Source organism: Acinetobacter sp. AS5 (assembly GCF_048957595.1).
GTDB lineage: Bacteria > Pseudomonadota > Gammaproteobacteria > Pseudomonadales > Moraxellaceae > Acinetobacter.
Window position 1 is genome coordinate 43602 of sequence record NZ_JARDAL010000020.1, and the last position, 26190, is coordinate 69791.

General features: G+C 45.0%; 21 protein-coding genes and 5 tRNA genes. 16 read left to right on the forward strand and 10 right to left on the reverse strand.

What is annotated here, in order from left to right:
* Positions 1-36: 36 nt before the first annotated feature.
* The 5 genes from tgt to queA form a co-directional block, all read right to left on the reverse strand.
* Positions 37-1167 carry a tRNA guanosine(34) transglycosylase Tgt gene (tgt, locus tag PV763_RS08115; protein WP_005252828.1) on the reverse strand — a complete coding sequence of 377 codons (1131 nt, stop codon included), beginning with the start codon at positions 1165-1167 and terminating at the stop codon, positions 37-39.
* A gap of 130 nt (positions 1168-1297) precedes the next feature.
* Positions 1298-2140: a DUF4303 domain-containing protein gene (locus PV763_RS08120; protein WP_420937627.1), complete on the reverse strand. Its 843-nt coding sequence runs from the start codon at positions 2138-2140 to the stop codon at positions 1298-1300.
* 111 nt (positions 2141-2251) lie between these two features.
* Positions 2252-2821, reverse strand: coding sequence for a LemA family protein (locus PV763_RS08125; protein ID WP_004281659.1), 570 nt, complete (start codon positions 2819-2821; stop codon positions 2252-2254).
* 49 nt (positions 2822-2870) lie between these two features.
* On the reverse strand, positions 2871-3899 hold the full coding sequence (locus tag PV763_RS08130) for a hypothetical protein (RefSeq protein ID WP_420937628.1): 1029 nt from the start codon (positions 3897-3899) through the stop codon (positions 2871-2873).
* A 16-nt stretch (positions 3900-3915) separates the two neighbouring features.
* On the reverse strand, positions 3916-4950 hold the full coding sequence (queA, locus tag PV763_RS08135) for a tRNA preQ1(34) S-adenosylmethionine ribosyltransferase-isomerase QueA (RefSeq protein WP_004645165.1): 1035 nt from the start codon (positions 4948-4950) through the stop codon (positions 3916-3918).
* 167 nt (positions 4951-5117) lie between these two features.
* Between queA and PV763_RS08140 the strand changes: the two genes are divergently transcribed.
* Positions 5118-5204: transfer RNA gene (locus PV763_RS08140), tRNA-Leu, on the forward strand.
* 258 nt (positions 5205-5462) lie between these two features.
* Here the strand turns inward: PV763_RS08140 and PV763_RS08145 are convergent.
* Entirely contained in the window at positions 5463-7694 is a 2232-nt protein-coding gene (locus tag PV763_RS08145; RefSeq protein ID WP_420937629.1) for an NADP-dependent isocitrate dehydrogenase, read from the reverse strand.
* 494 nt (positions 7695-8188) lie between these two features.
* On the opposite strand from PV763_RS08145, the gene PV763_RS08150 reads away from it, so the two are divergent.
* Together PV763_RS08150 and PV763_RS08155 are read left to right on the forward strand one after the other, a co-directional pair.
* Positions 8189-8698, forward strand: coding sequence for a DUF1543 domain-containing protein (locus tag PV763_RS08150; protein WP_420937630.1), 510 nt, complete (start codon positions 8189-8191; stop codon positions 8696-8698).
* Between the two features lie 136 nt (positions 8699-8834).
* Positions 8835-9827, forward strand: coding sequence for a DUF2804 domain-containing protein (locus PV763_RS08155; protein WP_064095196.1), 993 nt, complete (start codon positions 8835-8837; stop codon positions 9825-9827).
* Positions 9828-9889: 62 nt separating this feature from the next.
* Here PV763_RS08155 and PV763_RS08160 read toward each other — a convergent pair whose 3' ends face one another.
* Positions 9890-10768: a metal-dependent hydrolase gene (locus PV763_RS08160; RefSeq protein ID WP_420937631.1), complete on the reverse strand. Its 879-nt coding sequence runs from the start codon at positions 10766-10768 to the stop codon at positions 9890-9892.
* A 142-nt stretch (positions 10769-10910) separates the two neighbouring features.
* Here PV763_RS08160 and PV763_RS08165 point away from each other — a divergent pair, with 142 nt between their 5' ends.
* A complete protein-coding gene (locus tag PV763_RS08165) occupies positions 10911-11948 on the forward strand; it encodes an AraC family transcriptional regulator ligand-binding domain-containing protein (RefSeq protein WP_420937632.1) in 1038 nt (345 codons plus the stop codon).
* A gap of 49 nt (positions 11949-11997) precedes the next feature.
* Here PV763_RS08165 and PV763_RS08170 read toward each other — a convergent pair whose 3' ends face one another.
* Positions 11998-13332, reverse strand: a complete 1335-nt coding sequence (locus PV763_RS08170; RefSeq protein WP_420937633.1) for a Na+/H+ antiporter NhaC family protein — start codon at positions 13330-13332, stop codon at positions 11998-12000.
* Positions 13333-13697: 365 nt separating this feature from the next.
* On the opposite strand from PV763_RS08170, the gene trpA reads away from it, so the two are divergent.
* Genes trpA through PV763_RS08190 form a run of 4 tightly spaced genes read left to right on the forward strand, consistent with a single transcriptional unit; the run spans position 13698 to position 17714 of the window.
* A complete protein-coding gene (gene trpA / locus PV763_RS08175; RefSeq protein ID WP_005252810.1) occupies positions 13698-14501 on the forward strand; it encodes a tryptophan synthase subunit alpha in 804 nt (267 codons plus the stop codon).
* Positions 14498-15394, forward strand: coding sequence for an acetyl-CoA carboxylase, carboxyltransferase subunit beta (accD, locus tag PV763_RS08180; RefSeq protein ID WP_191112609.1), 897 nt, complete (start codon positions 14498-14500; stop codon positions 15392-15394). Before trpA ends, accD begins: the two co-directional genes overlap by 4 nt.
* Positions 15391-16674, forward strand: a complete 1284-nt coding sequence (folC, locus tag PV763_RS08185) for a bifunctional tetrahydrofolate synthase/dihydrofolate synthase (protein WP_420937634.1) — start codon at positions 15391-15393, stop codon at positions 16672-16674. The genes accD and folC overlap by 4 nt, the downstream gene beginning before the upstream one ends.
* Positions 16671-17714 carry an SPOR domain-containing protein gene (locus PV763_RS08190; protein WP_420937635.1) on the forward strand — a complete coding sequence of 348 codons (1044 nt, stop codon included), beginning with the start codon at positions 16671-16673 and terminating at the stop codon, positions 17712-17714. Before folC ends, PV763_RS08190 begins: the two co-directional genes overlap by 4 nt.
* Here the strand turns inward: PV763_RS08190 and PV763_RS08195 are convergent.
* A complete protein-coding gene (locus tag PV763_RS08195; RefSeq protein WP_420937636.1) occupies positions 17711-18319 on the reverse strand; it encodes a dual specificity protein phosphatase family protein in 609 nt (202 codons plus the stop codon). The genes PV763_RS08190 and PV763_RS08195 overlap by 4 nt on opposite strands.
* Positions 18320-18617: 298 nt before the next feature.
* Positions 18618-19259 (reverse strand): peroxiredoxin, encoded by a 642-nt coding sequence (locus PV763_RS08200; protein WP_005252799.1) that lies wholly within the window; start codon positions 19257-19259, stop codon positions 18618-18620.
* Positions 19260-19591: 332 nt separating this feature from the next.
* Here PV763_RS08200 and secA point away from each other — a divergent pair, with 332 nt between their 5' ends.
* The 8 genes from secA (at position 19592) to PV763_RS08240 (ending at position 25955) form a co-directional block, all read left to right on the forward strand.
* A complete protein-coding gene (gene secA / locus PV763_RS08205; protein ID WP_420937637.1) occupies positions 19592-22318 on the forward strand; it encodes a preprotein translocase subunit SecA in 2727 nt (908 codons plus the stop codon).
* Between the two features lie 141 nt (positions 22319-22459).
* A complete protein-coding gene (locus tag PV763_RS08210) occupies positions 22460-22813 on the forward strand; it encodes a hypothetical protein (RefSeq protein ID WP_420937638.1) in 354 nt (117 codons plus the stop codon).
* A 158-nt stretch (positions 22814-22971) separates the two neighbouring features.
* Positions 22972-24192, forward strand: coding sequence for a bifunctional glutamate N-acetyltransferase/amino-acid acetyltransferase ArgJ (gene argJ / locus PV763_RS08215; RefSeq protein WP_420937639.1), 1221 nt, complete (start codon positions 22972-22974; stop codon positions 24190-24192).
* Positions 24193-24345: 153 nt separating this feature from the next.
* Positions 24346-25413, forward strand: a complete 1068-nt coding sequence (nadA, locus tag PV763_RS08220) for a quinolinate synthase NadA (protein WP_420937640.1) — start codon at positions 24346-24348, stop codon at positions 25411-25413.
* A gap of 151 nt (positions 25414-25564) precedes the next feature.
* Positions 25565-25641: transfer RNA gene (locus tag PV763_RS08225), tRNA-Pro, on the forward strand.
* Positions 25642-25675: 34 nt separating this feature from the next.
* Positions 25676-25752: transfer RNA gene (locus PV763_RS08230), tRNA-Arg, on the forward strand.
* A gap of 33 nt (positions 25753-25785) precedes the next feature.
* Positions 25786-25861 (forward strand) — tRNA-His (locus PV763_RS08235).
* 17 nt (positions 25862-25878) lie between these two features.
* Positions 25879-25955 (forward strand) — tRNA-Pro (locus PV763_RS08240).
* Positions 25956-26190: the final 235 nt, after the last annotated feature.

The window sequence follows — 26190 nt, forward strand, 5'->3', positions numbered from 1 at the left end:
TACATTGTCTTTTTCCTCAGCGCAAATGCTGATGGATTAATCTTGCGGACAAGGTGGCACTTCCAGGCCACGGCGGGCATAAAAGTCATGAACAAATTCGTCAAATGTACCGTTGTCTAATGCATCACGCATCGCTTCAGTCAAACGCAGGTAATAGCGCAGATTATGAATCGTACCGAGCATAGAGCCGAGCATTTCCCCACATTTCTCAAGATGGAATAAATAAGCACGGGTAAAGTTCTGGCAGGTATAACAGTCGCAATGCGGATCGAGTGGGCTCTGGTCATGACGATATTTACTATTACGAATGCGCACCAAGCCGTCTGTCACAAAATAGTGACCGTTACGTGCATTTCGGGTGGGCATCACGCAGTCAAACATATCGACACCACGACGCACCGCTTCCACAATATCTTCAGGCTTGCCGACACCCATCAAATAACGCGGTTTGTCTGCAGGCATTTTTTCTGGAAGGTAATCCAATACCTTGATCATTTCCTCTTTTGGCTCACCAACGGACAGACCGCCAATCGCATAACCATCAAAGTCGATTTCTAGCAGGCCTTTTAAAGATTCATCACGTAAATCTTCATACATGCCGCCTTGAATAATACCGAACAGCGCATTACGGTTTTTCAGCACGTCATGATGCTGGGTTTTACAGCGTTTGGCCCAGCGCAAAGATAGTTGCAACGATTTTTGCGCTTCTTCATGCGTCGCAGGATACGGTGTACATTCATCAAAAATCATCACAATGTCAGAGTTCAGCGTGTGCTGAATATCCATTGAAATTTCAGGCGATAAAAATACTTTTGAACCATCAATCGGCGAGCGGAAGGTGACACCTTCTTCTTTAATTTTACGCATTGCGCCCAGACTGAAGACCTGGAAGCCGCCTGAATCGGTCAAAATGGGACTATTCCATTTCATAAAGCCGTGCAGGCCGCCATGTTCACGAATTACATCCAGTCCTGGACGTAGATACAAATGGAAGGTATTGCCCAGAATGACTTGAGATTTGATCTCTTTAATGTCGCGTGGCAACAGGCCCTTGACCGTACCATACGTACCCACAGGCATGAACATCGGGGTTTCCACCACACCGTGTTCAAGCGTTAAACGACCACGACGGGCACGGCCCGACTGACCTAATTTTTCAAACTTCATAGGAGTTCCACATCAAGGCGAAAAAACAGTTCGCTGATTGTTATAGCTAAAGGGCGCTATTTTCCTTGATTCTTACACTAAACGCCAGCATTGTAGAGCATTCGCTCTGTAATTTTATTTATCGCTGAAGCTAGGGAACATCCGGAGATATTGGCGGATGGGCAGAAAACTGCTGCAAGCGCTGCTGGATATCTTCCCGGCTAAGGGCGCAGCTGCCATCCGGCTCAGAGGCCATTGCAGCGATATGCTGGATCAGTTTCTGGATATAAATATTGCTATCGACAAAGTAGGATTCCAAGGTCAGCAAATAGGCATCTTGTGCCACTTGCAAATAGTCATAAGGCTCCATCACCAGCATCTGCTCTAGATCAATCAAGATATCTTTGTCGTTTTGCGAGAGTTTCAAGCGTTTCTGTATGGCAGGTAAATGAGTAGTTTGTCTGGATGCCAGAAATTTCTGTAAATGAATATGCTCAGGATTAAGTGTCTGTGCAGATTGGCATTCAAATTCGACTTGGGTGGGCAGGCTCATGAAAAACAGGATGCCATCCAGATCCAGACCATAGGCCTCAGAAAGACGATGTTTGGCCTGTTTAAAACTATCCAGCAATAAATCCAGATGCGTCGCGTGTAGCTGTTTTTGCTGTGCCAAGACCGGATGGCCAAAGCCGTGCTGGGTTTTAAAATAATCAGCCAGCAAAGTTTTGAAGGGGATCAGTCCAGAGTCGGGCGCAGCTTGTGCCCGATAACGCCATTTTGGGACATTCCAGCGATCTTGTTCAGCCAGATATTGCCGCTGATCTTCCAGATCTTTAAAAATACTGCATTCAGTCGAAATGGCCAGATCATCCAGCAGTAAAAATTCGTCAAAGACCAGACTACAGGCATAGATTCCATCGTCCTGATAATGGTCATAAAGCTGATAAAATTCTTCCACCAGCGTCTGCTCTAAGCGCTCTACATAATTCAGCATAATTTTTATTCTTTATTTTATTGGTTTTATAAAGGTGTAGCTTCATCCTGGGTCATTTTATTATAAGTTGAGTACGCCAGGATGAGAAAGTCGATCAGATGAGATAGTTGCTCAGTGAAAATTTGGACGATAGTCAAAACTCTGGGTTGCGCTCTGATCGCGAAAAGGGCGAACTGCTTTTTTTCCTAACAGCATATTATTAATCACATTGTGTGGAAAAATCTGGATCTGGTTATTAAACAGTTCCACATTGCGATTATAAATGGTAATTGCCGCACCGACATTTTCATTCTGTTCTTCAATTTCAGCCATCATTTTCAGATAAATGTCATTGGCTTTTAGCTCGGGATAGTTTTCAACCACTACATTGAGGCTATGCATGAGTTGTTTGTTCAGGCTTTCAATGCGCTGTAACTGTCCAATATCGGCATCGTTGATATTTAAATTCATGATGTTCTGACGCAGTTCGGTGACTTTTTCTAGCGTACCTTTTTCGAAACTCGAGTATTGCTCGACCAGCGGTTGCAAACCATCCAGAATTTTCAGTTTTTGCCGTTCATAACTGGCGACATCCGACCAGGCGCGAATCGTAGCGTTATGATGACGGACAATACTGTTGCGGATCATGATAATCGCGACAATCAGTGCCACAATGACCAAACATAAAATCAAAAATCCCATCCGAGATCTCCCCAAGCTATATCTATATTTTAAAAATGATGCGAAAAATTTATTTTAAAAACTGCAGCAGATCATGTTGTAAGTTTTCGAGCTGTTTTAATTTAAACGTTCTCAGGTGGCCGCGCAATGTGGAAATATCGCTAATATTCTGCTGCTTGCTCGATACCTGAAATAAATCATGGGGCCCTAGATAGCACAGCATCTTATTTTCTGGATGAAACAGTAAATCACCCTGACGCTGTTCAAAAAAATCGGCCAGTCGCAGCACAAAACCCGGACTGAGTAATTTGGCAGTTTGCAGCGGATCACTGCCATAAAAGCTTAATCTCTGGTTGGTGCGAATATCGCTGCTGTGCCAGGGATAGCTATAAGGATAATAAAATTTCTTTCTGGAAGTCGTAACGGCCAGTCCCTGAATCTGGATATCAAACACAAATACGCCCCACAGGTCTTTATGGACCTGCATCAGTTTGACTGGCTGACCTTCCTTATTTCGGGCCTGTACTTCATCAATATAGTGGTATTGGAACAGTAGCACCTGATGTTGCTGGCCATTTTCATCTTCCCAGACCGTGCTGGCATAACGCTGAATCTCATTACTCAACGAACCTTGATTGAATACTGGAAATAATTGTTTTAAATGCCGGATAAAGTGCAGGGGATTGAGTGGCATGGAAATATGCTGCGGCTGTTGTTGAAAAGCAAGCTGATATTTCTTGGCCAGTGCCTGTTCTTCCAGAAAAGCAATGACTTCCTCTAAGGGTTGCTGCTGTTCATAGCAAATATAGGCCCAGAAGATACAGAGACAGCCGAGAAAAACACTGCTCTGAATCCAGATATTTCCCGGCGCAATAAAAATGCTGCCAATCAGAAAAAGCCCAATTCCGGCAAGCGCAAGCGGCAGGTTATTTTCAAACTTGAGCGTAATCGGGCCATTCCAGGGATGCAGCCCATCCAGCAATTGCTGATGCGTTTTGGCCTGTTGACCCAGATCCCAAAGCCGAGCGATATTTTGAAACACCACTGCATTTTTCTTGCGGCGAATATGAATGGACTGTTGTACAGACTCGATCGGCATGGGCAATGGTTCTCGCTTATTTCGCCTGATCAATCAGCATGGCATCGCCATAACTGAAGAAGCGATACTTGCTGTCTACTGCATGTTTATACGCATTCAGAATATTGTCACGATTGGACAAGGCAGACACAAGCATTAACAGGGTCGATTCTGGTAAATGGAAGTTAGTGATCAAACGATCGACCACTTTAAACTGATAACCCGGATAGATGAAAATCTGGGTATCACCTGTCCAGGCTGCCAGTTCACCGTTATGTGCTTGTGCTGCACTTTCGACTGCACGGGTGGCAGTCGTGCCTACAGAAATGACTTTATTACCGCGGGCTTTAGTCTGACGAATCATCTCGACCGCAGTTTCAGGGACGTCGCACCATTCGCTGTGCATGATGTGATTTTGAATATCATCGGTACGCACTGGCAGGAAAGTACCTGCACCAACATGTAGGGTCACAAAAGTTTTTTGAATCCCTTTGGCTTCCAATTTTGCCAGCAGATCGGCATCAAAATGCAGGCTGGCAGTAGGTGCTGCAACGCTGGCCAGTTTGGTCGGGTCATTAAACACAGTTTGATAACGTTCAGTATCAATCTCTTCTGCTTCACGGTTGAAATAAGGCGGAATAGGCAAGGCGCCGTATTGATCCAGCACATCGAGAATCGGTTGTGAAAATTCTACAATAAACAGATTTTCATGACGGCCTTGTACGGTCACTTTCACTGCATCCGGGCCAATAAAAAGTTCTGCACCGGCTTTCGGGGTATTGCTGGCCTTGATGTGACAATAGGCAATAAAGCGATCTTGCATACGCTCAACCAGCACTTCTACCGCACCGCCTGAAGCACGTTTACCTTTTAAACGGGCCTTCATGACTTTAGTGTCGTTCAATACCAACAAGTCGCCGTCTTCAAGTAAATCCAGAATGTCGGTAAATTGATGGTCATGATATTGACCTTGGGCATCGAGGTGCAGCAGGCGAGAGGCACTGCGAGTTTCCAGAGGATAGCGAGCAATCAGCTCATCGGGGAGATCAAAATTAAAATCAGAAAGTTGCATGATGATTTACGCTAAAAAAACTGCGGCTAGTATAAACTTTTTTCTTTTTTATGGCGGGAATTGCTCGATTTTAAAACGAAAAAATGCCATTTGTTTTAAAAATAAACAAATGTAAATATTCTGCGTTGACAGTGCTGAGAAATCGCGTATTATACCTTTCATCCACTCCCGAGGTGGTGAAATTGGTAGACGCGGCGGACTCAAAATCCGCTGTCAGAGATGACGTGTCGGTTCGAGTCCGACCCTCGGGACCAAAATTCTAAAAAACCCCAAGCACATTCAGTCTTGGGGTTTTTTATTGTCTGTATATTTAAAAGTATTTATTTTCATCATTTCTTAAAATGGTTTTTGACTGAATTTGAGTGGTTTTGTCAGTAAGATGATGATTTATATCTATAGCGAAAAATAGATTAATTGAATAACTTTGATACATCAATCAGAAATAAAAAAACCGGCGCCTAGACGCCGGTTTTTTTATTTTACATTACTGATCAAGTCAGTTTTGCAAAAGCTTAGATCGTAGCAAGTGCTGCATTCAAAGTAGCACTTGGACGCATCACTGCATTTACTTTTTCTTGATCAACTGCGTAGTAACCACCGATGTCTACTGATTTTCCTTGAACTTCTGCAAGCTCAGCAACGATTTTCTCTTCATTTTCAGCTAAAGTTTTTGCAAGAGGTGCAAACTTCGCTTTCAATTCAGCATTTTCGTCTTGAGCAGCAAGTTCTTCAGCCCAGAATTTCGCCAGGTAGAAATGGCTGCCACGGTTATCAAGCTCACCTGTACGACGAGAAGGTGACTTGTCGTTATCCAGTAATTTACCAGTTGCACGGTCTAAAGTTTTGGCAAGTAACTTGATGTTGTCATTGCCTTCTTTAATACCCATTTCTTCTAAAGATACCGCCAACGCCATGAATTCACCGAGTGAATCCCAACGTAAGTGGTTCTCTTCAACTAACTGCTGTACATGTTTAGGAGCAGAACCGCCTGCACCTGTTTCGTACATGCCGCCACCCGCCATTAACGGCACGATAGACAACATTTTCGCAGATGTACCCAATTCCATGATTGGGAACAAGTCAGTCAGGTAGTCACGCAGGATGTTACCTGTTACCGAAATAGTATCTAGACCGCGTGCAACACGTTCAAGCGTATAACGCATTGCACGTACTTGTGACATGATCTGGATATCAAGACCAGTGGTGTCATGATCTTTCAGGTATTTTTCAACTTTCTTGATCAGTTCGTTTTCGTGTGGACGGTACGGGTCAAGCCAGAAGATTGCTGGCATGCCAGAGTTACGTGCACGAGTAACTGCAAGTTTCACCCAGTCACGAATCGGTGCGTCTTTCACCTGACACATACGCCAGATATCGCCTTCTTCCACGTTTTGTGACATCAACACTTCGCCTGTTTCTAGGTCAGTGATGTTCGCAACACCTGTTTCAGGAATTTCGAAAGTCTTGTCGTGTGAACCGTATTCTTCCGCTTTTTGCGCCATCAAACCAACGTTAGGTACAGTACCCATGGTTTTTGGATCGAAGTTGCCATTCCATTTACAGAAATTGATCATTTCCTGGTAAATACGTGCGAAAGTTGATTCAGGCATGACTGCTTTACAGTCGTAAGGTTTGCCATCAGCGCCCCACATTTTACCGCCACCACGGATCATGGCAGGCATAGAAGCATCTACAATGACGTCGTTAGGAGAGTGGAAGTTAGTGATGCCTTTTGCTGAATCAACCATCGCCAGTGCTGGACGGTGTTCTTGACAAGCGTGCAGGTCACGGATGATTTCTTCACGTTGAGAAGTCGGAAGCGTCTCGGTTTTCTCGTAAAGACCGGCCATACCGTTATTGACATTAATGCCAAGCTCATCAAAAAGCTTGCCATGTTTTTCGAATGCTTCTTTGTAGTAGATTCTTACACAGTGACCAAAGACGATTGGGTGAGACACCTTCATCATGGTTGCTTTAACGTGTAAAGAGAACAGAATGCCTGCTTCACGACAGTCTTCAAGTTCTTTCTCGTAGAAGTCGCAAAGTGCTTTCTTGCTCATGAACATTGAGTCGATGATTTCGCCGTCTTGAAGCGCAACTTTTGGCTTAAGAACAATGGTTTCACCAGACTTGGTGATCAATTCCATTTTCACATCACGTGCGCGGTCTAAAGTCATTGACTTTTCGCCGTGGTAGAAGTCACCTTCGTCCATGTGTGAAACGTGAGTTTGAGACCACTGTTTCCACTCGCTCATAGAATGAGGGTGTTTTTTCACGTAGTTTTTAACGGCAGCAGGTGCACGACGATCTGAGTTACCTTCACGTAGAACAGGGTTTACTGCTGAACCAAGACATTTGCTATAACGTGCCTTGATTGCTTTTTCTTCTTCAGTGGTCGGGTTTTCAGGATAGTCAGGGATTGCATAGCCTTTAGACTGAAGTTCCTTGATACACGCTGTTAGCTGGCCAACAGAAGCACTGATATTTGGGAGTTTGATAATGTTCGTGTCTGGATCTTGTGTAAGACGACCTAGCTCAGCTAGAGTGTCAGGCACCTTTTGCTCTTCGCTTAGGTAATCTGTAAATTCGGAGAGCACGCGCACAGCTACAGAGATGTCACTTTTGACGATCTCAACGCCAGCTGGCTTAGTAAAGGTCTCAATGATCGGCAGCAGAGAATAAGTCGCCAGTAATGGCGCCTCGTCGGTCAGTGTGTAAATGATAGTTGACTTTCCACCAGCCATATATAGCCCCTTGCGTTGGATTGAGTTTCTGAGGACCGAACTTTTGGCCCAGCCTCTTTGAACCGATTTGCTTAAATAAAAACATTGAGAGTATCGTCTTTCAGCGCATTTCAGTCAACGAAATATGCCTTTAGATTGAAATTTGGGTGAAAATTTGTACAGATTTGTACAGATTTGTATGGTTTAGCCGTGTTTATATTTTGTACAAAAAAATAATCATCTTCTGCTGTAAATCCTGATGAAAATGATCGGAAATGATTCGCTAGCCAATTGTATTCACTGAAAATGGTTTTTTGAGTCCGACATAGACTTAAACTGATCCTCGAGATGTATATCGGTACCGAATGACTTCATGCTGTTTTGCGCAAATTCAGTCAGGCTGATGATGCAAATTTGTCCTTGGCAGATGGCTACATCATCATGGAATAGCTTTGCGCTATACTGGCAAGCATTAATGAAATGATCTTAAAGATTGACACTAACAAGGAAATGTAATGCCCAGCCTGTTTATTGTGATGCTCGGTGGTCGTCATGCCCGTGCCAATACAGAAGTTCATGATGTGGTTTTGGCAATAGGAGAGAGTCTGGAAGATACCTATCCGCAATTGAAAAATGCCTGGTTTGCGGAACAGAAAGGCTTGCATATTGATGCCTGGGCGCAAATCAACGGGCTAGAGTTTGAAGGCAAGTCCTATGCGCTGCAATTTACTGATGCACAGCCACAGCAATCCGATGAAAAACTTTGGCTGATTAATCTGGGTGGTTATGATCCACGTGAGTTTGGCGAGCTGCATCGTTATGTGCTGGTGGTTGCACAGAATGCCATGGTGGCCAAACAGCGCGGTAAAGCCTACTTCGCCCGGCACTGGCAAAAACAGCATACTGACCGTGTGCTGGATGTAGATGACTGTATTGCCATTGATCAGGTTTATGGTCGCTACGTACAACTGTTAGAGGGTAGTTTCAGTGGCAATCGTTGGGAAAATACTTATCTCACGATTTAAAGCAGTTTGCGATTGAATTAAACCTAGGGCTAGCTGAATGATTCGACGAGTGACTTAAAAAAATCTTTATCAAAATTTAATAATCGGCATAATACTGCCAAGGAAAAGCAGTTTTGACTGAGATGGAATGTCTTAAATGGATTTAATTCAGGCAAATGGACAACCGCGTTATGGACGTTTCAAGGAACTTCCAAAAAGTATTGACTATCAGGCATATCAATACAAGAATCCTTATGGTCATGTGCTGTCAGGCTGGCGTAAGCATCTAAAATATAAAAAATTCAAATTCTGTAGTATTCAGCACGAGCATTATACCATTGGACTGGCAATTGCCGATATCGCATGGGCAGGGCATGGTTTTGTCTATGTCTATAACCATATGACCAATGAAGTGCTGGAATGGAATGCGATTAATTTCCTGTCACGCAACACTGTGCTGGATGAACAGCCACTGTTTAATCATAGTTATTTCCATAAGTCACCTTTTCAGATCGATATCCAGCATGCCAACGGCGTGCGTTATATCAACGTCAGCAAATACGGCGAAATTAAACTCAGTGCGCGGATTTTCTGTGCCGGAACCGATCCACTGAGTATGTGCAGTCCGACCGGCATCAATGGCTGGACCTATACTCAGAAACTGACCACTTTGGGCTGTGAAGGCTTTTTCATTAACAAGCAGGGGCAAACCATCCAGTTTAATGAACGCAGCTTTGCCTCATTAGATGATACGTGTGGCTTTTTACGCCCGGAAACCGCCTGGTTCTGGCTGTCCTGTAATTTCTGGGATGTGAACCATAACCGGATTGGGCTTAATCTGGCTTCGGGCGTGAATGAAAGTTTTGGCAACGAGAACTGTCTATGGGTCAATGGAAAAATTTATCCACTGGCCGATGTGCTGTTTCAACAGGAATCGGAAAACCAATGGACGATTCAGTCGCTGGATGAAAGATTGAATCTGATGGTCAGCACAGGCTGGCGCCGTTATGAAAATCTCAACCTGCGTCTGGTCGGGAGCCAGTTTAGTCAGTGGCAAGCCAAGGTTTCCGGAACGATTCAGCAGGATGATCAGGAAATTATTTTACTAAATGAATATGCCTTGCTTGAACAGCATTATGCCAAATGGTAAAAGTGCAGGACATAAGACCTAATTTAAAAGCCTTCAATTTTGAAGGCTTTTTTGATTTGAGCTTAATCTTTGGCGGCCTGCCAGAAGGCTTCACCGGCCTGAATTGGATCATTGGTTTCGGCTAAAGTCTTTACCCAGACATCGTATTGCGCAATCACAGGATGCTGGCTGGGATGGAAGTCTTTTTTAAACCAGTCCCGATATTGTGGGCCCATACGGGTTAATTTCCCGTTACGGCCAAAAAACCAGGGCAGTCCTTTTAAATTCATTTGCAAACGTTGTAATGGTGTGAATCCATCATGTTTAAGCATGATGTTGGCGCGGTATATGGTAAAGCTGAACATGAGCAGGGTAGTAATCACCAAGCTATATTTTCGCAGAAGTTCTGGAGTTTGTGCCACATCTTTCATCACGTCAAAAGCCACATCACGATGTTCCATTTCTTCAATGGCATGCCAGGCAAACATGGCACGAACAAAAGGATGGGCATCTCTTAACGTATCTTTCTGTCCAAAAAAAGTCTCGGCCATGAGCGCAGTCAAATGCTCTGCAGCAGCAGTCACCGCAATATTGTATTCAGGTGAGCGGTTTTTCAAGTCGTAATTCATCATGTAATTGAGGCGCTGGATGAACTGATCTACGGGCATGCCTTGCTCGCGCATCAGCTGATTCATTTTTTCATGGGCAATGCCATGCTGTGCTTCCTGACGAATAAAATCTGCAACACGCTGCTGTAGTTCCGGGTCTGTGATTTGCTCGCGGAACAGGCGTACACTCTGAATAAAATAGCGCTCACCATCAGGAAATGTCAGGCTCAGGGCATCGAACATGCGGGTCAGAAAGGGATCACCGCCAAACCAGTAGCGCGGAATTTCATCCAGTTTAAAATCAAGCTGGGTCCGGACCACGGGCTTTATCAAAGATTTTAATACTGCATTCATCTTGTACGTTCTTTTTTATGACGATGTGAACAGTATGTCGGGGAATCCTGTAATTGTTTTGACAGTTATTGCCAATTTTTATACATTTTACGCCAAATGAAAATAAAACTTGTCAAATTGCTGCGCTTACTGAGAATCACATATGCAGGATATAAAAATATCAAATGGTTATATTCAGCTTTGGTCAACACATCTGCGAAGCTTGAATATGGAACCTCTGCAAGCTGATTTTCTTCAGGATCTGCATACGTCATTAAGCCATCTGATTGACCAGCCCTTTAATACTGAAGTTCCACTTGAGTTATTAAATATTGTTATTGAAAGAACCCAAACTCATCTGAATTGCCCGCAATTAATTTTTGAAATCGTCCAATCTATTCGCCCAGAACATTTTGGTGTGCTCGGTTATATGGCTTCGCGGAGCAGTAGTGTTTCGGAAATGATCCGCCATATCATGCGTTTTCAACGACTGGTGGTTGATGGCGGTGAGTTTGTACCTTTGCAGTTGAAGCAGCATGAACACAGTATTGAATTATACTGGGCCTATCTGGACGAAAAATATAATCTGCTAAATGAACTGACCATGGCCGCGATGGTGCAGTTGGGACGTGTCATTTTACAGGATCATCAACTGTTACTGCACTGTGTACGTTTTGCCCATGCGCCCGATAGGGGACAAATGCATTATCAAAAGTTTTTCGCCAGCGAGGTGAGATTTTCCCAAGCCTACTATGGCATAGAACTGGATCTACAAGGACTGGCACATCGGTCTGAGCAGGCAGATCCGATGCTGTTGCAGTTACTGGTGCATCAGGCAGAACAGGCGATTGCCGCCAAGCCACCACTTGAAAATCATCTGGAGCAGGCCCAGCAAATGATTGCCGAACAGCTGCGGACCCGGCATCAGGCCATTAAAGTTGAACAGCTTGCCCGGCAGTTGCTAATGTCGACACGGAGTTTGCAGCGCTTGTTCAGCACCCATGGCACCTCATTTAAAAAACTGCTGGAACAGCAGCGGATTAAACGCTGCGAGCTGCTGTTGCAACAGGGAATGGGGCTGAGCGAGATCGCCGAGCAGCTGGATTATTCTGATCAGTCGGCATTGGCAAGGGCTTACAAGGCAGCCACCAGACAGACATTGTTAGAGCGCAAAAGGCAGTTACACCAACAGCGCAGCTAAAAAAAGCGACCCAAACAGGTCGCTTTTTTATTTGAAGAAAATGATGAGGTTAAGCGCTGGCTTTGATTTGGGGGAATCTAAATGCAATCGCCGCAATCGCAAAAATGGCCAGAATCCAGCAGTAGTACACACCACCAATCAGTTCAACGGGCGAGATTTTTGCAATGGAACAGGCCAGTAGTAACTGTGCGCCATAGGGAATCAACCCTTGCACCACGCAAGAGAAAATATCCATCAGTGCGGCAGAACGCTTGGGATCCACGCCGTATTCTTTAGCCACTTCACGTGCCATATCACCAGACAGAATAATCGCCACGGTATTATTGGCCACAAAGATATTCGAAAATACGACCAGGAAGCTGATCCCGATTTCACCGGCACGTTGCTGGCCGACTTTAAACAGACGGGTCAGGCTATAAATACGCTCAATCAGCCAGCGTAAACCGCCTTCGCGTTGCATGATTGCCGACAGGCCACCCAGGAACATGGACAATAACGCCACTTCAAACATGCCGACAAAGCCATCATAAATTGAAGTATTCAGCTGGAGCAGATCAAATTCAGCTGTGGCAAACAGGCCAAACAAGCCGGAAAGTAACACCCCAATGCTCAGTATCACCAAGACATGCAGACGGCTAAAGGCTAAAATAAATACGGCGATATAAGGTAAAACCAGAAGCCAGTTGAAGTCCTTGTATTCCACTGCATTGCTACTACCGCTACTCAATACATAAATCAAAATAGTCACGATTGAGGCTGGAACCGCAATCCAGACATTGACTCTGAATTTGTCACGCAGTTGTACGCCCTGACTGGTCGTTGCAGCAATGGTGGTATCCGAGATCATTGAAAGATTGTCACCGAACATGGCACCACCGACGACCGCACCAACCGCATAAACTACATTGATCTCGGTGACCTCGGCAAATCCAAAAGCGATCGGCGCACAGGCTGCAATCGTGCCCATGGAGGTACCCATCGCCGTGGCAATAAAGGCCGAGATCACAAATAACATCGGCAGAATAAATGTAGGTGGAATCACTGACAAGCCCATCTGCACGGTGGCGTCGACGCTGCCAATGGCGCTACTGACGCTGGCAAAAGCACCTGCCAGCATAAACACCATAAACATCAGAATTAAGTTCGGATGACTGGCACCTCTGAGGAATTCCTCAATACCCTGGTTGAGTTTGCCGCGATACACTAATGCAGCCAAGATAATCGCAGGCAGGGCAGCCACAGGCGCTTTCACCTGATAGAACGCGAACTCGGTTCCGATCAGGGAATGATAGATCCCGCTACCCAAAAATATGGTTAAAAATACAATAAGCGGCAGCAGTGCAATGGCGCGTGCCTGCACTGTAGCCTCAGAATCAGTCTGCATAGGAGATAAAAAAGTAAGAGAATAGGACTAGTATAAAGCAGGTTTTGCTATTTCAGAAAACTTTAAATGAATGCGCTAACATCTGCATTTTTATTAATTTTTATATGATAAAAATAAGTTTATCTAAATATTCAGGATTTTAGGTAATAGCAAAATTAGGCATCTTTGATCATTGAGAAAAAAATCAAAATAATCGTAAATAGACCCTTCCGAATTGTTTTGAAATCTTCGCACAGGAAATGAAGTACTCGAGGTCGGTATCGCAGACTGTTCATTGGACAAAAAATAGCGTTACAATGCGATGTCTTGTATTTCTACATAGTCAATGCCTCAAGTTTGAAACACGTTAAGGAAAATACCACCCTATGTCACGTTTAGCCACACGATTTGGACAACTTAAATCTCAACAGCGTAAAGCTTTAGTTTCTTATGTCATGGCGGGTGATCCGCATCCAGAAGTCACAGTGCCTTTGCTGCATGAGATGGTGGAAGCGGGTGTCGACGTGATTGAGCTGGGACTTCCTTTCTCAGACCCGATGGCGGATGGGCCGGTGATTGCGCTAGCTGCCGAACGTGCTTTGGCAGGTGGAACCAATACGCTAGATGCCCTGCAGATGGTGAAAGAATTTCGTTTGAAAGACCGCGAAACACCGGTGGTGCTGATGGGTTATCTGAATCCGGTTGAAGTAATTGGCTATGAAAAGTTTGTGGCTTATGCCTATGAATGTGGAGTAGACGGTGTGCTGCTGGTGGACTTGCCACCAGAAGAAGCACAAAGTCTGGGTGAAGTACTGGAAAAATATGACATGGATCAGATTTTCCTGCTGGCACCCACTTCAACCGATGCACGTATTCAACATGTAGCAAAACAGGCCAGCGGCTTTATTTACTATGTGTCACTGAAAGGCGTGACCGGTGCAGCAACTTTAGATGTCTCTGAAGCCGCTGCACGCATTCAAAAGATTAAAGCTGTGACTGATGTTCCTGTAGGCGTAGGTTTCGGTATCAGTGATGCTGCATCTGCGAAAGCGATGGGTGTTGCTGCCGATGCAGTTATTGTGGGTAGTGCGTTTGTAAAGCAGTTTGCAACGCTCGCACCAGAACAAGCCGTTATTGCAACGGTGAATAAAGTCAAGGAGCTTCGAGCAGCGCTCGATGAGTTAGTATGAGTCAACAACTGAAATCAGGCAAAATTCTGAGCCCATCGACCCCATGGACGGAGCGTACTGTTCCGGGCATTCAGGTACCCGATGAGCAAACGGCATATAAAGCGACATTTACCGAGCCTACGATTGAGTGCCCTGAATGTCATGCATTGGTGACCCGTACTGCGATGTCATTTAATGCTTATGTCTGTCCGCAATGTGATGAACATTTGCGCATGAAAGCCCGCGAACGTCTGAACTGGTTCTTTGATCAGGTACAAACAGAATTGGGTCAGGAATTTATAGCCAAAGATCCGCTGAAATTTGTCGATAGCAAAGCGTATCCCGATCGTATGGCTGAAGCGCAAAAGAAAACCGGTGAAACTGAAGCACTGGTGGTAATTCAGGGTTTGCTGAAAGGCGTACCGATGATTGCCTGTGCGTTTGAGTTCGACTTCATGGGCGGTTCTATGGGCACAGTGGTCGGTGACCGCTTTGTTCAGGCTGCAGAACATGCGATTGAAGCTCGTCAACCTTTGATCTGTTTTGCTGCTTCGGGTGGTGCGCGTATGCAGGAAGGCATGTTGTCCCTGATGCAAATGGCGCGTACTTCGGCTGCAATCCAGCGTTTAAAAGAAGCAGGTCTGCCTTATGTCGTGGTACTGACTCATCCGGTATACGGTGGTGTAACTGCCTCATTGGCAATGCTGGGTGATGTACATCTTGCTGAACCGAAAGCGATGATTGGCTTCGCCGGTAAACGTGTGATCGAACAAACCGTACGTGAGAAACTGGAAGAACCGTTCCAACGCGCGGAATACTTGCTTGATCATGGGGTAATCGATCAGATTGTTCACCGTCATGCATTACGTGATACAGTTTATCGTATCGTTACGAAGTTGATGAATTTGCATTGAACACAGCTCCATTAGCAACAGATTCTTTAAACACATGGCTCGATTATTGGAGCCATGTTCACGTTACGGGTATTGATTTAGGTCTGGAGCGCGTTATTCCGGTGGCTGAAAAGCTGGGCGTGACATCTCCAGAGGCCAAAGTACTGACGGTGGCGGGAACCAATGGTAAGGGTTCGACCACCACCACGCTGGCCGCGATCCTGAATGCGCAAGGCTTCAAGGTCGGGCTATATCAATCCCCCCACGTGTACCGTTTCAATGAGCGTGTTAAATTGCGCGGCATTGAAGTGGAAGATCAGTTGCTGATTGATGCTTTTGTTCAGGTCGATCAGGCTCGTCGCGAATGCGGTTTGAGCCTGTCTTTCTTTGAAGCCACGACACTGGCTGCTTTTGTGATTTTTAAAGATCAATGCTGTGATGTCTGGGTGCTGGAAGTTGGCTTAGGCGGCCGTCTGGATGTGGTCAATGTGGTCAATCCGGATGTGGCGGTGATTACCAATATTGGTCTGGATCATACTGACTGGCTTGGTGACACCATCGAGAAAATTGCTTTTGAAAAGGCCGGAATTATTCGCCCGGATATTCCCGTGGTATTTGGTGGACAGCAACAGATCCCGCAAGCTATTCTAAATAAAGCCCAAGAATGTAAAGCACCCTTGTATGCAATCAACCGGGATTATTTTTATGAAGCCTTTGAAGATGGCCAAAGCTGGGCTTTTGCTTCATCAGGTACGACCTTAAAACTCCCTACAGGTTCACTGGCATTAGATAATATTTCTACCGCCGTGGCCGCCATTCTGCTGAGCGAATTAAACGTCAGCCAGCAGGCAATTGCACAAGGCATTCAAACGGCAAAATTGCCGGGACGTTTTGAAATCCGTCAAATCCAGAATAAAACCGTGATTTTTGATGCAGGACATAACCCGCATGGGGTGGAATTTCTGCTGAAACAATTACGAGATTATTTAAATTACAATCAAAAATATAATGAAGTCATTTGTGTATTTTCAATGCTGGCAGATAAAGATATAAATTCTGTCGTCAAGTTATTGAAAGACACGGTTCAATTGTGGAAAATTGCACCATTATTCGTCCCACGTGCGGCAGAGGTCACAGTTTTGGCTGATGCTTTAAGCGGTGAGGCGGTAGAACAATTTGACAATGTAAAATTAGCTTTTAAATCAGCACTGGATCAAACAGATAATAATCAGCTGATTTTGGTATGTGGATCATTTCATACCTTAGAAGCGGTATGGGAGTATTTGGAAGAATGTCAATGAATAACAAACAGCGCTGGATGGGCGGTGTTGTTTTACTCGGTGGTGGTGTTTTATTGGCAGCATTACTCCTGAAAGGCCAAGATGAAATCAATCAGGACCGTCAGCAAAATCCGGCACAGGCTGCGGAAGTTGAAAATAAAGAGACAGGCAATCATTCGCTCGGTTCTTTGACGGTCGATGTGGAAACAGAAAAGCGTTTACTTGAACAGCAACGTCGTGACCGGGAAAAATCGGTTGCAGAGCAGGAAGCACGTGCAGCCGAATTTTTAGCGATGCAACAGCAGGCTGAAGCAGATGCTGCGCGTAAAGCGGCTGAAGAATATGCTGCCCTGAATGCACACCGCCTGGGACAGCAAAGTTCCGATAATATTCCGCCAGAACTGGTTGAAGACGAACAGGCCAAGCAGAAACGTCTGGCTGAAGAAAAAGCGGTGCAAGAAAAAAAGTTAGCCCAGCAGCAGCTGGACCAACAAAAAGCCAATAGTTCTACTGATGCAGCCAAGAAAGAAGCAGAACGTAAAGCTGCTGAAAGCAAAACCGCTGAAGAAAAACGCAAGTTAGAACAACAGCAAAAAGCCGAAGCAGAACGTAAGGCAGCTGAAGCAAAACGTAAAACCGAGGAAGAGCGTAAGGCTGCTGAAAAGAAAGAAGCTGAACGTAAAGCTGCCGAGGAAAAACGCAAAGCTGACGAAAAGCGTAAAGCTGAAGAAGCCAAGAAAAAAGCTGCAGCCGAAGAAGCCAAGAAGAAAGCAGAAGCTGAACAGGCGCGTAAGTTATTGGAAGGTGAAGAGGACAAGCAATGGATGGTGCAGGTGGCACTGGCAGCGAATGAAGCCAATGCAGATGCTGTAGCAGCCAAACTGCGTGCTAAAGGTTATAAAGTGACCAAAAGCTCAACTTCTAAAGGTGTACGTATCATGGTGGGGCCATCCAAAGACCGTGAGACTGCAGATGCACTCCGTAAGAAAATTGCGTCTGATGCCAGCCTGAATATGAAATCAGCTTGGGTGAATGACTGGGTGCCGCTGGATAAGCGTTAATTCTTTGTATTAATCAAAGTTTCTGTAGATGGATTCTTGAGTTGCTCGCGAATCCATTTTACATTTTCAGGCGTGAATAACTTTTCGATATTGCGCCAAATGGCATGAAAGCCATAACCGCCATGTTTCATTTCCTGTAGCGCCTGCTCAATCGGCCAATGTTCAAAAATAATTCGGTACATGGCGACACTTGCACCAGTGCGGTCTGAACCGTGATAACAATGCAGGAGCACCTTTTGGTGATTTTGTTGTGCTTGCTGAATCAGTAGCATAATTTTCAATAAATCTTCCCGATCAATTGCCCAGGTATGTATGGGTACATGATGTAGCTGAAAGTTTTCATTGCTCAAAACAAAGCTGTCTTGATCCCGTGAACGTAAATTAATAACCACATTGATTTGATGCTGCTTTAATAAAGGAATGAGTTCAGTTGAAGGCTGCTCACTACGATAAACAAAATTGCTGATTTGATGAAAATTATGATTCTGATGAATGGGCTGTCCCCAATGCTGAGGACGTTGAGGTTCAGGCAGGGCAGGCGTAGTCATGCAACCTGTGGTTAGGAGGTAGCCACTCATGAGAATTGGAAATATGCAGATTTTCATACAGAGCGTAGATGTTGTTTTTGTTATTTCAAGTTTAAAGTGAATACGAGATTTTGAATATAAAAAAGCCTATCCGAAGACAGGGTGTATCAACAAATCGAATCCGTGGCACGTCACTGTCGTATTCGATAAAGCATAAAATGTGGAAAATAGAGTTTCTCTTATCCTTTACTACGAGCTCCATCTTATCCTGTGCTACGCGCTTCGCTTGTCTTGCGCAAAATTAAAAAGGAGTCCTTTTAATTTGTTGCTCGAAGCATAGCTTCTCACCTTGCGCAAGGGCAGAGCAGTGCTCTGCTTATCCTTGCTCAGGATGGGGCGTTAAGCGCAGGTAAGGCGTGACCGCTGTATAACCTTTTGGAAAACGTTGCTTGATTTCTTCCTCATCTTTCAGTGAAGGGATAATCACAACATCATCACCATGCTGCCAGTTCGCAGGCGTGGCCACTTTATGTTTATCGGTGAGTTGAAGTGAATCCACCACACGCAAGATTTCATGGAAATTACGGCCGGTCGATGCAGGATAAGTAATAATCAAACGGACTTTTTTATTGGGATCAATGACCACTAAAGAACGAACCGTTAGAGTTTCACTGGCATTTGGATGAATAAAGTCATATAGCTCGGAAACTTTACGATCCTGATCGGCAATGATCGGGAAATTCACCGTGGCGTTCTGGGTTTCATTAATATCTTTAATCCAGCCATGATGCGACTCCACATCATCAACTGACAAGGCAATCGCTTTAACACCACGTTTTGCAAACTCATCTTTAAGTTTTGCGGTATAGCCAAGTTCAGTCGTACATACCGGTGTATAGTCGGCAGGGTGTGAAAATAAAATGCCCCAGCTATCGCCCAGAAAGTCATAAAAATTAATTAGGCCTTCACTGGATTGCTGTTCAAAATTCGGTGCGGTATCGCCTAAACGTAAACTCATCTTTTTAGCCTCAATTGGTCTTTTAGTGTCGAGATAGGATTTAATATGAACCAATTTTTTTATGATTAAAAATAGTGTTTTTTGCTTTCTTTATGAGTAAATTGCATAAATGGGATATCCATCTATCCAGAAGCGCAAAAATCAGTCACTTAATTGACTATGTTGCACAGGGAAAATTTGCTACATTACTTTGCCTTAGATCTTAGGGCTAGAACTAAGGATCAGATTTTTTTAGCGGTTTTACAGCAAAACCCTTGTAGTTCAAATTTCTAGCACCATAATAACGACTAAGAAAATATTCATTTGACAAGCAAGATTTAGAGAGTCTATTCATGTTGGCAAGTCTGATCGGAGGAATCTTCGGTACCAAAAATGAGCGCGAACTCAAACGCATGCGTAAAATCGTAGACAAGATTAATGTGCTCGAGCCGACGATATCTACCCTTAGCGATGCAGACTTATCTGCAAAAACTGAAGAATTCAAACAACGATATAATAAGGGTGAAACCCTCGATAAATTATTGCCTGAAGCATTTGCAGTCTGTCGTGAAGCGGCGAAGCGGGTGATGGGCATGCGTCATTATGACGTGCAGCTGATCGGTGGTATTACCTTGCATGAAGGCAAAATCGCAGAAATGCGTACCGGTGAAGGTAAAACCCTGATGGGTACTTTGGCCTGTTATCTGAATGCCATCAGTGGTCAGGGCGTGCATGTCATTACCGTGAACGATTACCTGGCGCAACGTGATGCCGAGTTGAACCGTCCATTATTTGAGTTTTTGGGTTTAAGCATCGGCATTATTTATTCCATGCAAAATCCGATGGAAAAAGCTGAAGCTTATCGTGCCGATATTACTTACGGTACCAATAACGAATTTGGCTTTGACTACCTGCGTGACAACATGGTGTTCTCGCTGGCTGAGAAAAAGCAGCGTGGTTTGACCTATGCGATTATCGATGAGGTCGATTCGATCCTGATTGATGAAGCACGTACCCCGTTGATTATTTCCGGTCAAAGTGAAGATTCTTCACAGCTTTATGCAGCCATCAATAATATTCCACCAAAATTACAGGCACAGAAAGAAGAGAAAGTGCCGGATGGCGGTCACTTCTGGATTGATGAAAAACAGCGTTCAGTTGAAATTACTGAAGTGGGTTTTGAAACCATTGAAAGTGAATTGATTGAAATGGGCTTGCTGGCAGAAGGCGAGAGCTTGTATTCAGCGTCGAACCTGAACCTGTTGCATCATGTCACTGCAGCGATCCGTGCCCATTATCTCTATCAACGCAATGTGCAATACATCATCAACGATGGTGAAGTGATTATTGTCGATGAAAATACCGGTCGTACCATGCCGGGACGTCGCTGGTCTGAAGGTTTGCATCAAGCCGTAGAAGCCAAAGAGGGTCTGGAAATCCAGCCGGAAAACCAGACTCTGGCAACCACAACCTTCCAGAACTATTTCCGTCTGTATAAAAAATTATCCGGTATGACCGGTACTGCTGATACTGAAGCAGCGGAAATGAAAGAAATTTATGGTCTGGATGTGGTGCTGATTCCGACCCACCGTCCAATGATTCGTCAAGACCATAACGATTTAATTTATTTAAATCGTGAAGGGAAATTTAACGCGATTATTCAAGAAATTCAGCGTGTGCATGAAGCTGGTGTCGCACCAATTTTGATTGGTACAGCCACCATTGAAGCTTCTGAGATTCTGTCGGATAAGCTAAAAGCGGCAGGGATCCAGCATGAAGTACTGAATGCCAAACAGCACGAACGTGAAGCCGATATTATTGCGCAGGCCGGTGCGCCGCGTGCAGTGACGATTGCCACCAACATGGCCGGTCGTGGTACCGATATTCTCTTGGGTGGTAACTGGAAGGCGTTGCTGGCTAAAATTGAAAACCCGACTCCTGAAGATGAAACGCGTCTGAAAGCAGAATGGGATGTTAATCACCAGGCTGTGCTGGATTCAGGCGGTTTGCATATTATCGGTTCCGAGCGTCATGAATCACGCCGTATCGATAACCAGCTGCGTGGTCGTGCCGGTCGTCAAGGTGACCCGGGTGTATCGCGTTTCTATCTGTCACTTGAAGATGACTTGATGCGTATTTTTGCCGGTGATCGCGTAGTCGGCATGATGCGTGCCATGGGCTTGCAGGAAGATGAAGCGATTGAGCACAAAATGGTGTCTCGCTCGATTGAAAATGCGCAGCGTAAAGTGGAAGCACGTAACTTCGATATTCGTAAGAATTTGCTGAAATACGATGACGTCAATAACGAACAGCGTAAGATCATTTATAGTCAGCGTGACGACATTCTGGCAGAAAATTCACTGCAGGATTATATTGAAGAAATGATCCGTGAAGTGATGCAGGGTGTAATCGCCAACTATATTCCGCCTGAATCGATTCATGACCAGTGGGATAGTGAAGGTCTGGAACTGGCGCTGCGTGAAGATCTTTCGATGGATCTTCCTATCGGACAATGGCTGGAACAGGACCGTCGTCTGGATGAAGAAGCTTTGGTGGTGCGCATTACCGATGAAGTACTGAACCGCTACCGTTCACGTCGTGAACAAATGGGTGAAGAATCTGCAGCTTCGCTTGAACGTCACTTTATGCTGAATTCTCTGGATCGTCATTGGAAAGAGCATCTGGCGGCTATGGATTATTTGCGTCAAGGTATTCATTTACGTGGTTATGCGCAAAAGAATCCAGAGCAGGAATATAAAAAAGAAGCTTATAACCTGTTTGTAAACATGCTCGGTACAATCAAGTCAGATGTCGTAACAGATCTGTCACGCATCCACGTACCGACCCCTGAAGAGCTGGCGGAAATGGAAGCACAGCAGCAGGCACAGGCTGAGGCAATGCGTTTGCAGTTATCTCATGAAGAGTTTGACGGCTTGTTGGCAGGCGAACATGAGGTGACGACCGAGCAAAATGCTCAGGCCAATCCGGTAGCACCAGTCTTTGAAGCACCGGCAAGTCGTAATGCACCTTGTCCATGTGGTTCAGGCCTGAAATACAAACAGTGTCATGGCAAGATCTAAACAGTGTTAAAAAAAATCAGAGCCACATGGCTCTGATTTTTTTATGTATGAAGATTTTTCAGAAATTGAATACTGTTTGCAGTCTTAGGAATTAAATGCTATTTAATGGCTCATTCAACACCTCAAAGTGGAATAACCTGAATGAAAAAAGTATTAAAAACGCTCATGATTGCCGCTTTGGCAATACCTGCCTTAAGTTTTGCACAAACTGCAGCGACCACAACAATTGATAAAGTTCAGCAAGCGGTAGGTACTAACACTGCTCAAGTACAACGTACCGATGCGCAAGTGACTGTAGCAAGCCCACGTACCGGCATTCGTTATACCTTTGCCAATCAGAATCGTCCGATTGTGTTGCAGACGGCTGCGATTGCAGCGGCAAATGCGGCAAATGCAGACCGTATTGTTGCTACAAATCCGGCACTTTCTACTGCAAGTCAACAACAAGCGAAACAGGCTTTGCTAAGCGAATCTGGACAACTTGCACAAAATTAAAAATATCTTATTTTAAAAATGTAGAAACCAGTCTTGATGACTGGTTTTTTATTGTGAAAATCTATAACAAATCTCAGGCTGGCTCAAGCTTTGGCTCGATTTTTTGTTGCAGATCAACTAAGCTGTATTTTTCCGAAAATTCAATATTGGACTTTAAAATGGCAGTTGGTGACGTATCTATGCCACAGATGCATGTGGTAAAAGGGGTTAAAATTGGTTCGGCTGAAGCTTATGTGCGCTATCAGAACCGACGTGACCTGGTGATATTTGAACTGGCTGCGGGCTCCAATGTTGCAGGAGTATTTACCCAGAATGCCTTCTGCGCAGCACCCGTGCATGTATCCAAAGCACATTTAAAAGTAACTAATCCGCGTTACCTGGTAATCAATACCGGCAATGCCAATGCAGGAACAGGTCCTACAGGCATGACAAATGCAGAAGCCACCTGTGCTAAGCTAGCTGAACTTGCAGGCGTACAGGCTGCTGAAGTGTTGCCATTCTCGACTGGTGTGATTGGTGAGCAGCTTCCAATGGAGCGTTTGCTTACAGGTTTACAGCCTGCGCTGGATTCATTGCGTGATGATGCCTGGGTCGATGCAGCAACTGGAATCATGACCACAGATACCATCCCGAAAGGTGCTTCAGAACAGTTCGAGCTGGATGGTGTGATTTATACCATGACCGGTATTTCCAAAGGTGCAGGCATGATTCGTCCTAATATGGCGACCATGCTGGGTTACGTTGCGACGGATGCACCGATCAGCCGTGAACTGGTTCAACAGTTATTAACTGAAACGGTCAATGTATCGTTTAACCGTATTACCATTGATGGCGATACCTCGACCAATGACTCGTGTATTTTTATTGCCACAGGTCAGGCCGGTGGTGCTGAAATCACTTCGACTGAAGATCCGCGTTATGCAGTGGTGCTAGACGTATTGACACGTACCATGAAACGCCTTGCGCAACTGATTGTGCGTGATGGGGAAGGTGCGACTAAATTCATTACCGTGACTGTAGAAGGCGGTGGCAACACTCAAGAGTGCTGCGATATTGCCTATAGCATTGCGCATTCACCGCTGGTCAAAACTGCGATCTTTGCTTCTGATCCAAACTGGGGCCGTATTCTGGCAGCGATTGGTTATGCCGGTGTGCCGAATTTAGACGTTGCAAAAATTCAGGTTTGGTTAGATGATGTACAAATCTGCAAAGATGGTGGTGCGGCAGCAGACTATACTGAAGCAGCCGGTGCACGTGTGATGGCCCAGGCTGAAATGACGATTCGAGTTGATCTTGGACGAGGTCAGGCAAAAGATACGGTTTATACCTGTGACCTGTCGTATGACTACGTAAAAATCAATGCAGATTATCGCTCATAATTCAGATTGTTTCTAAAGCCTCCGTTGTGGGGCTTTTTTTATATCTTGTAGTTTTTAATGACTGGTCAAAAATAGCACTTCGCCAGAGATGACCGGGATGTAGGGTGAAAGGTTCATTGAATAGTGAACCATGAGGGTAGAGTAAGAATTGTGATGAATGATGCGACCAAATTAATAGCCAATGAAGCTAAATCGATTGTGCAGGCGCATTTAGATCGTTTGGGTGTTCCTCAAGAACATCAAATGAGCCAGCAGGAAAAATTGGACAAATTTGCACAGATCAAGGCAGAGCTGGAAAAACAGGATGCTGTTTTGGTGGCGCATTATTATTGTGATCCTGAAGTGCAAGAACTGGCTGAACTGACCGGTGGCTGTGTTTCCGATTCACTGGAAATGGCGCGTTTTGGTCGCGATCATCCGGCTTCAACGCTTGTGGTGGCTGGTGTGAAATTTATGGGCGAAACCTCTAAAATTCTTTCACCCCATAAAACCGTGCTGATGCCTACCCTGGAAGCGACCTGTTCACTGGACTTGGGTTGTCCTGTCGATGAATTTACCGCTTTTTGCGATGCGCACCCGGATCATACCGTGGTGGTTTATGCTAACACGTCAGCGGCCGTGAAAGCCCGAGCCGATTGGGTCGTCACTTCAAGTTGTGCAGTGGAAATTATCGAACATCTGGACAGTCTGGGCGAAAAAATCATCTGGGCACCAGATCAGCATCTGGGTCGTTATATCCAGAAAAAAACCGGTGCAGAGATGTTGCTCTGGGATGGCGCCTGTATCGTGCATGAAGAATTCCGTTCACGCGGTATTGCCAATATGAAAGAGCTCTATCCAGATGCTGCGGTTCTGGTACATCCTGAATCACCGATGTCTGTAGTCGAGATTGCCGATGCCGTGGGTAGTACCTCACAATTAATTAAAGCAGCACAGACTTTGCCGCACCAGCGCTTGATCGTGGCTACTGATCGCGGCATTTTTTATAAAATGCAGCAGGCGGTACCGGATAAAATCCTGATTGAAGCGCCAACCGCAGGAGAGGGGGCGACCTGTCGTTCTTGTGCGCATTGTCCTTGGATGGCCATGAACGAGCTGGATGGTATCTTGCATGTGTTACAGCATAAAGATCAGGAAGTGCATGTCGATCCGGCACTTGCTGAACGAGCGAAACTGCCTCTAGATCGCATGTTGAACTTTAGTGCCGGACTAAAACGTTAAAATTTGTATAAAAAATGTCTGAAGTGATTGATAAATAAACGCTTGAAGCGTTTTTTCGGTTTTTTTTAAATATAGGTGTTGACGTCTCCGGGCGTCACGCCTAGAATGCACACCGTACCGAACGATGTTCGATACGAAAGCTGAGATGAATCGGAGCATAGCACAGCCTGGTAGTGCACCTGGTTTGGGACCAGGGGGTCGTAGGTTCGAATCCTACTGCTCCGACCAATTCTTCAAGGCAAATGATGTTTGCATCAGTAACGCGCTTGTAGCTCAGTTGGATAGAGCATCCGCCTTCTAAGCGGATGGTCACAGGTTCGAATCCTGTCAGGCGCGCCATTTGGTCGCTTGATGTTAAGAATCAAAATGATGGTGGATGTAGCTCAGTTGGTAGAGCCCTGGATTGTGATTCCAGTTGTCGCGGGTTCGAATCCCGTCATTCACCCCAACTTTTAAAGTTGAAATCGGAGCATAGCACAGCCTGGTAGTGCACCTGGTTTGGGACCAGGGGGTCGTAGGTTCGAATCCTACTGCTCCGACCATCTCCTTCAAGATGGTCGAGATAAAAGATACCGCGTTAAGCGGTTTTTTTATGCCTGAAATTTGATAATACTCTAAAAATAATTTTATTCTTACATAACAATCATTATAAAAATCTTGCGCTTGTATAAATAATAATCGATATTTGTTTTTATGCTTCTAGGGTGTGTCCTCATTTGGCTTTGCACCAAATAAATATGCAGGCTATACGGATCATAGATTTATAATTGCGTGCCA

What these genes read in the sequence shown, in the direction of transcription:
- PV763_RS08130 (WP_420937628.1), bottom strand. Translation starts at nt 3,899, where the DNA reads ATGCCGATCGAGTCTGTACAACAGTCCATTCATATTCGCCGCAAGAAA.
- PV763_RS08170 (WP_420937633.1), bottom strand. Translation starts at nt 13,332, where the DNA reads ATGCAGACTGATTCTGAGGCTACAGTGCAGGCACGCGCCATTGCACTG.
- PV763_RS08155 (WP_064095196.1), top strand. Translation starts at nt 8,835, where the DNA reads ATGGATTTAATTCAGGCAAATGGACAACCGCGTTATGGACGTTTCAAG.
- PV763_RS08120 (WP_420937627.1), bottom strand. Translation starts at nt 2,140, where the DNA reads ATGCTGAATTATGTAGAGCGCTTAGAGCAGACGCTGGTGGAAGAATTT.
- PV763_RS08160 (WP_420937631.1), bottom strand. Translation starts at nt 10,768, where the DNA reads ATGAATGCAGTATTAAAATCTTTGATAAAGCCCGTGGTCCGGACCCAG.
- argJ (WP_420937639.1), top strand. Translation starts at nt 22,972, where the DNA reads ATGGCAGTTGGTGACGTATCTATGCCACAGATGCATGTGGTAAAAGGG.
- queA (WP_004645165.1), bottom strand. Translation starts at nt 4,950, where the DNA reads ATGCAACTTTCTGATTTTAATTTTGATCTCCCCGATGAGCTGATTGCT.
- accD (WP_191112609.1), top strand. Translation starts at nt 14,498, where the DNA reads ATGAGTCAACAACTGAAATCAGGCAAAATTCTGAGCCCATCGACCCCA.
- PV763_RS08195 (WP_420937636.1), bottom strand. Translation starts at nt 18,319, where the DNA reads ATGAAAATCTGCATATTTCCAATTCTCATGAGTGGCTACCTCCTAACC.
- PV763_RS08145 (WP_420937629.1), bottom strand. Translation starts at nt 7,694, where the DNA reads ATGGCTGGTGGAAAGTCAACTATCATTTACACACTGACCGACGAGGCG.
- trpA (WP_005252810.1), top strand. Translation starts at nt 13,698, where the DNA reads ATGTCACGTTTAGCCACACGATTTGGACAACTTAAATCTCAACAGCGT.
- PV763_RS08210 (WP_420937638.1), top strand. Translation starts at nt 22,460, where the DNA reads ATGAAAAAAGTATTAAAAACGCTCATGATTGCCGCTTTGGCAATACCT.
- PV763_RS08165 (WP_420937632.1), top strand. Translation starts at nt 10,911, where the DNA reads ATGCAGGATATAAAAATATCAAATGGTTATATTCAGCTTTGGTCAACA.
- PV763_RS08150 (WP_420937630.1), top strand. Translation starts at nt 8,189, where the DNA reads ATGCCCAGCCTGTTTATTGTGATGCTCGGTGGTCGTCATGCCCGTGCC.
- secA (WP_420937637.1), top strand. Translation starts at nt 19,592, where the DNA reads ATGTTGGCAAGTCTGATCGGAGGAATCTTCGGTACCAAAAATGAGCGC.
- nadA (WP_420937640.1), top strand. Translation starts at nt 24,346, where the DNA reads ATGAATGATGCGACCAAATTAATAGCCAATGAAGCTAAATCGATTGTG.
- PV763_RS08190 (WP_420937635.1), top strand. Translation starts at nt 16,671, where the DNA reads ATGAATAACAAACAGCGCTGGATGGGCGGTGTTGTTTTACTCGGTGGT.
- PV763_RS08200 (WP_005252799.1), bottom strand. Translation starts at nt 19,259, where the DNA reads ATGAGTTTACGTTTAGGCGATACCGCACCGAATTTTGAACAGCAATCC.
- PV763_RS08125 (WP_004281659.1), bottom strand. Translation starts at nt 2,821, where the DNA reads ATGGGATTTTTGATTTTATGTTTGGTCATTGTGGCACTGATTGTCGCG.
- tgt (WP_005252828.1), bottom strand. Translation starts at nt 1,167, where the DNA reads ATGAAGTTTGAAAAATTAGGTCAGTCGGGCCGTGCCCGTCGTGGTCGT.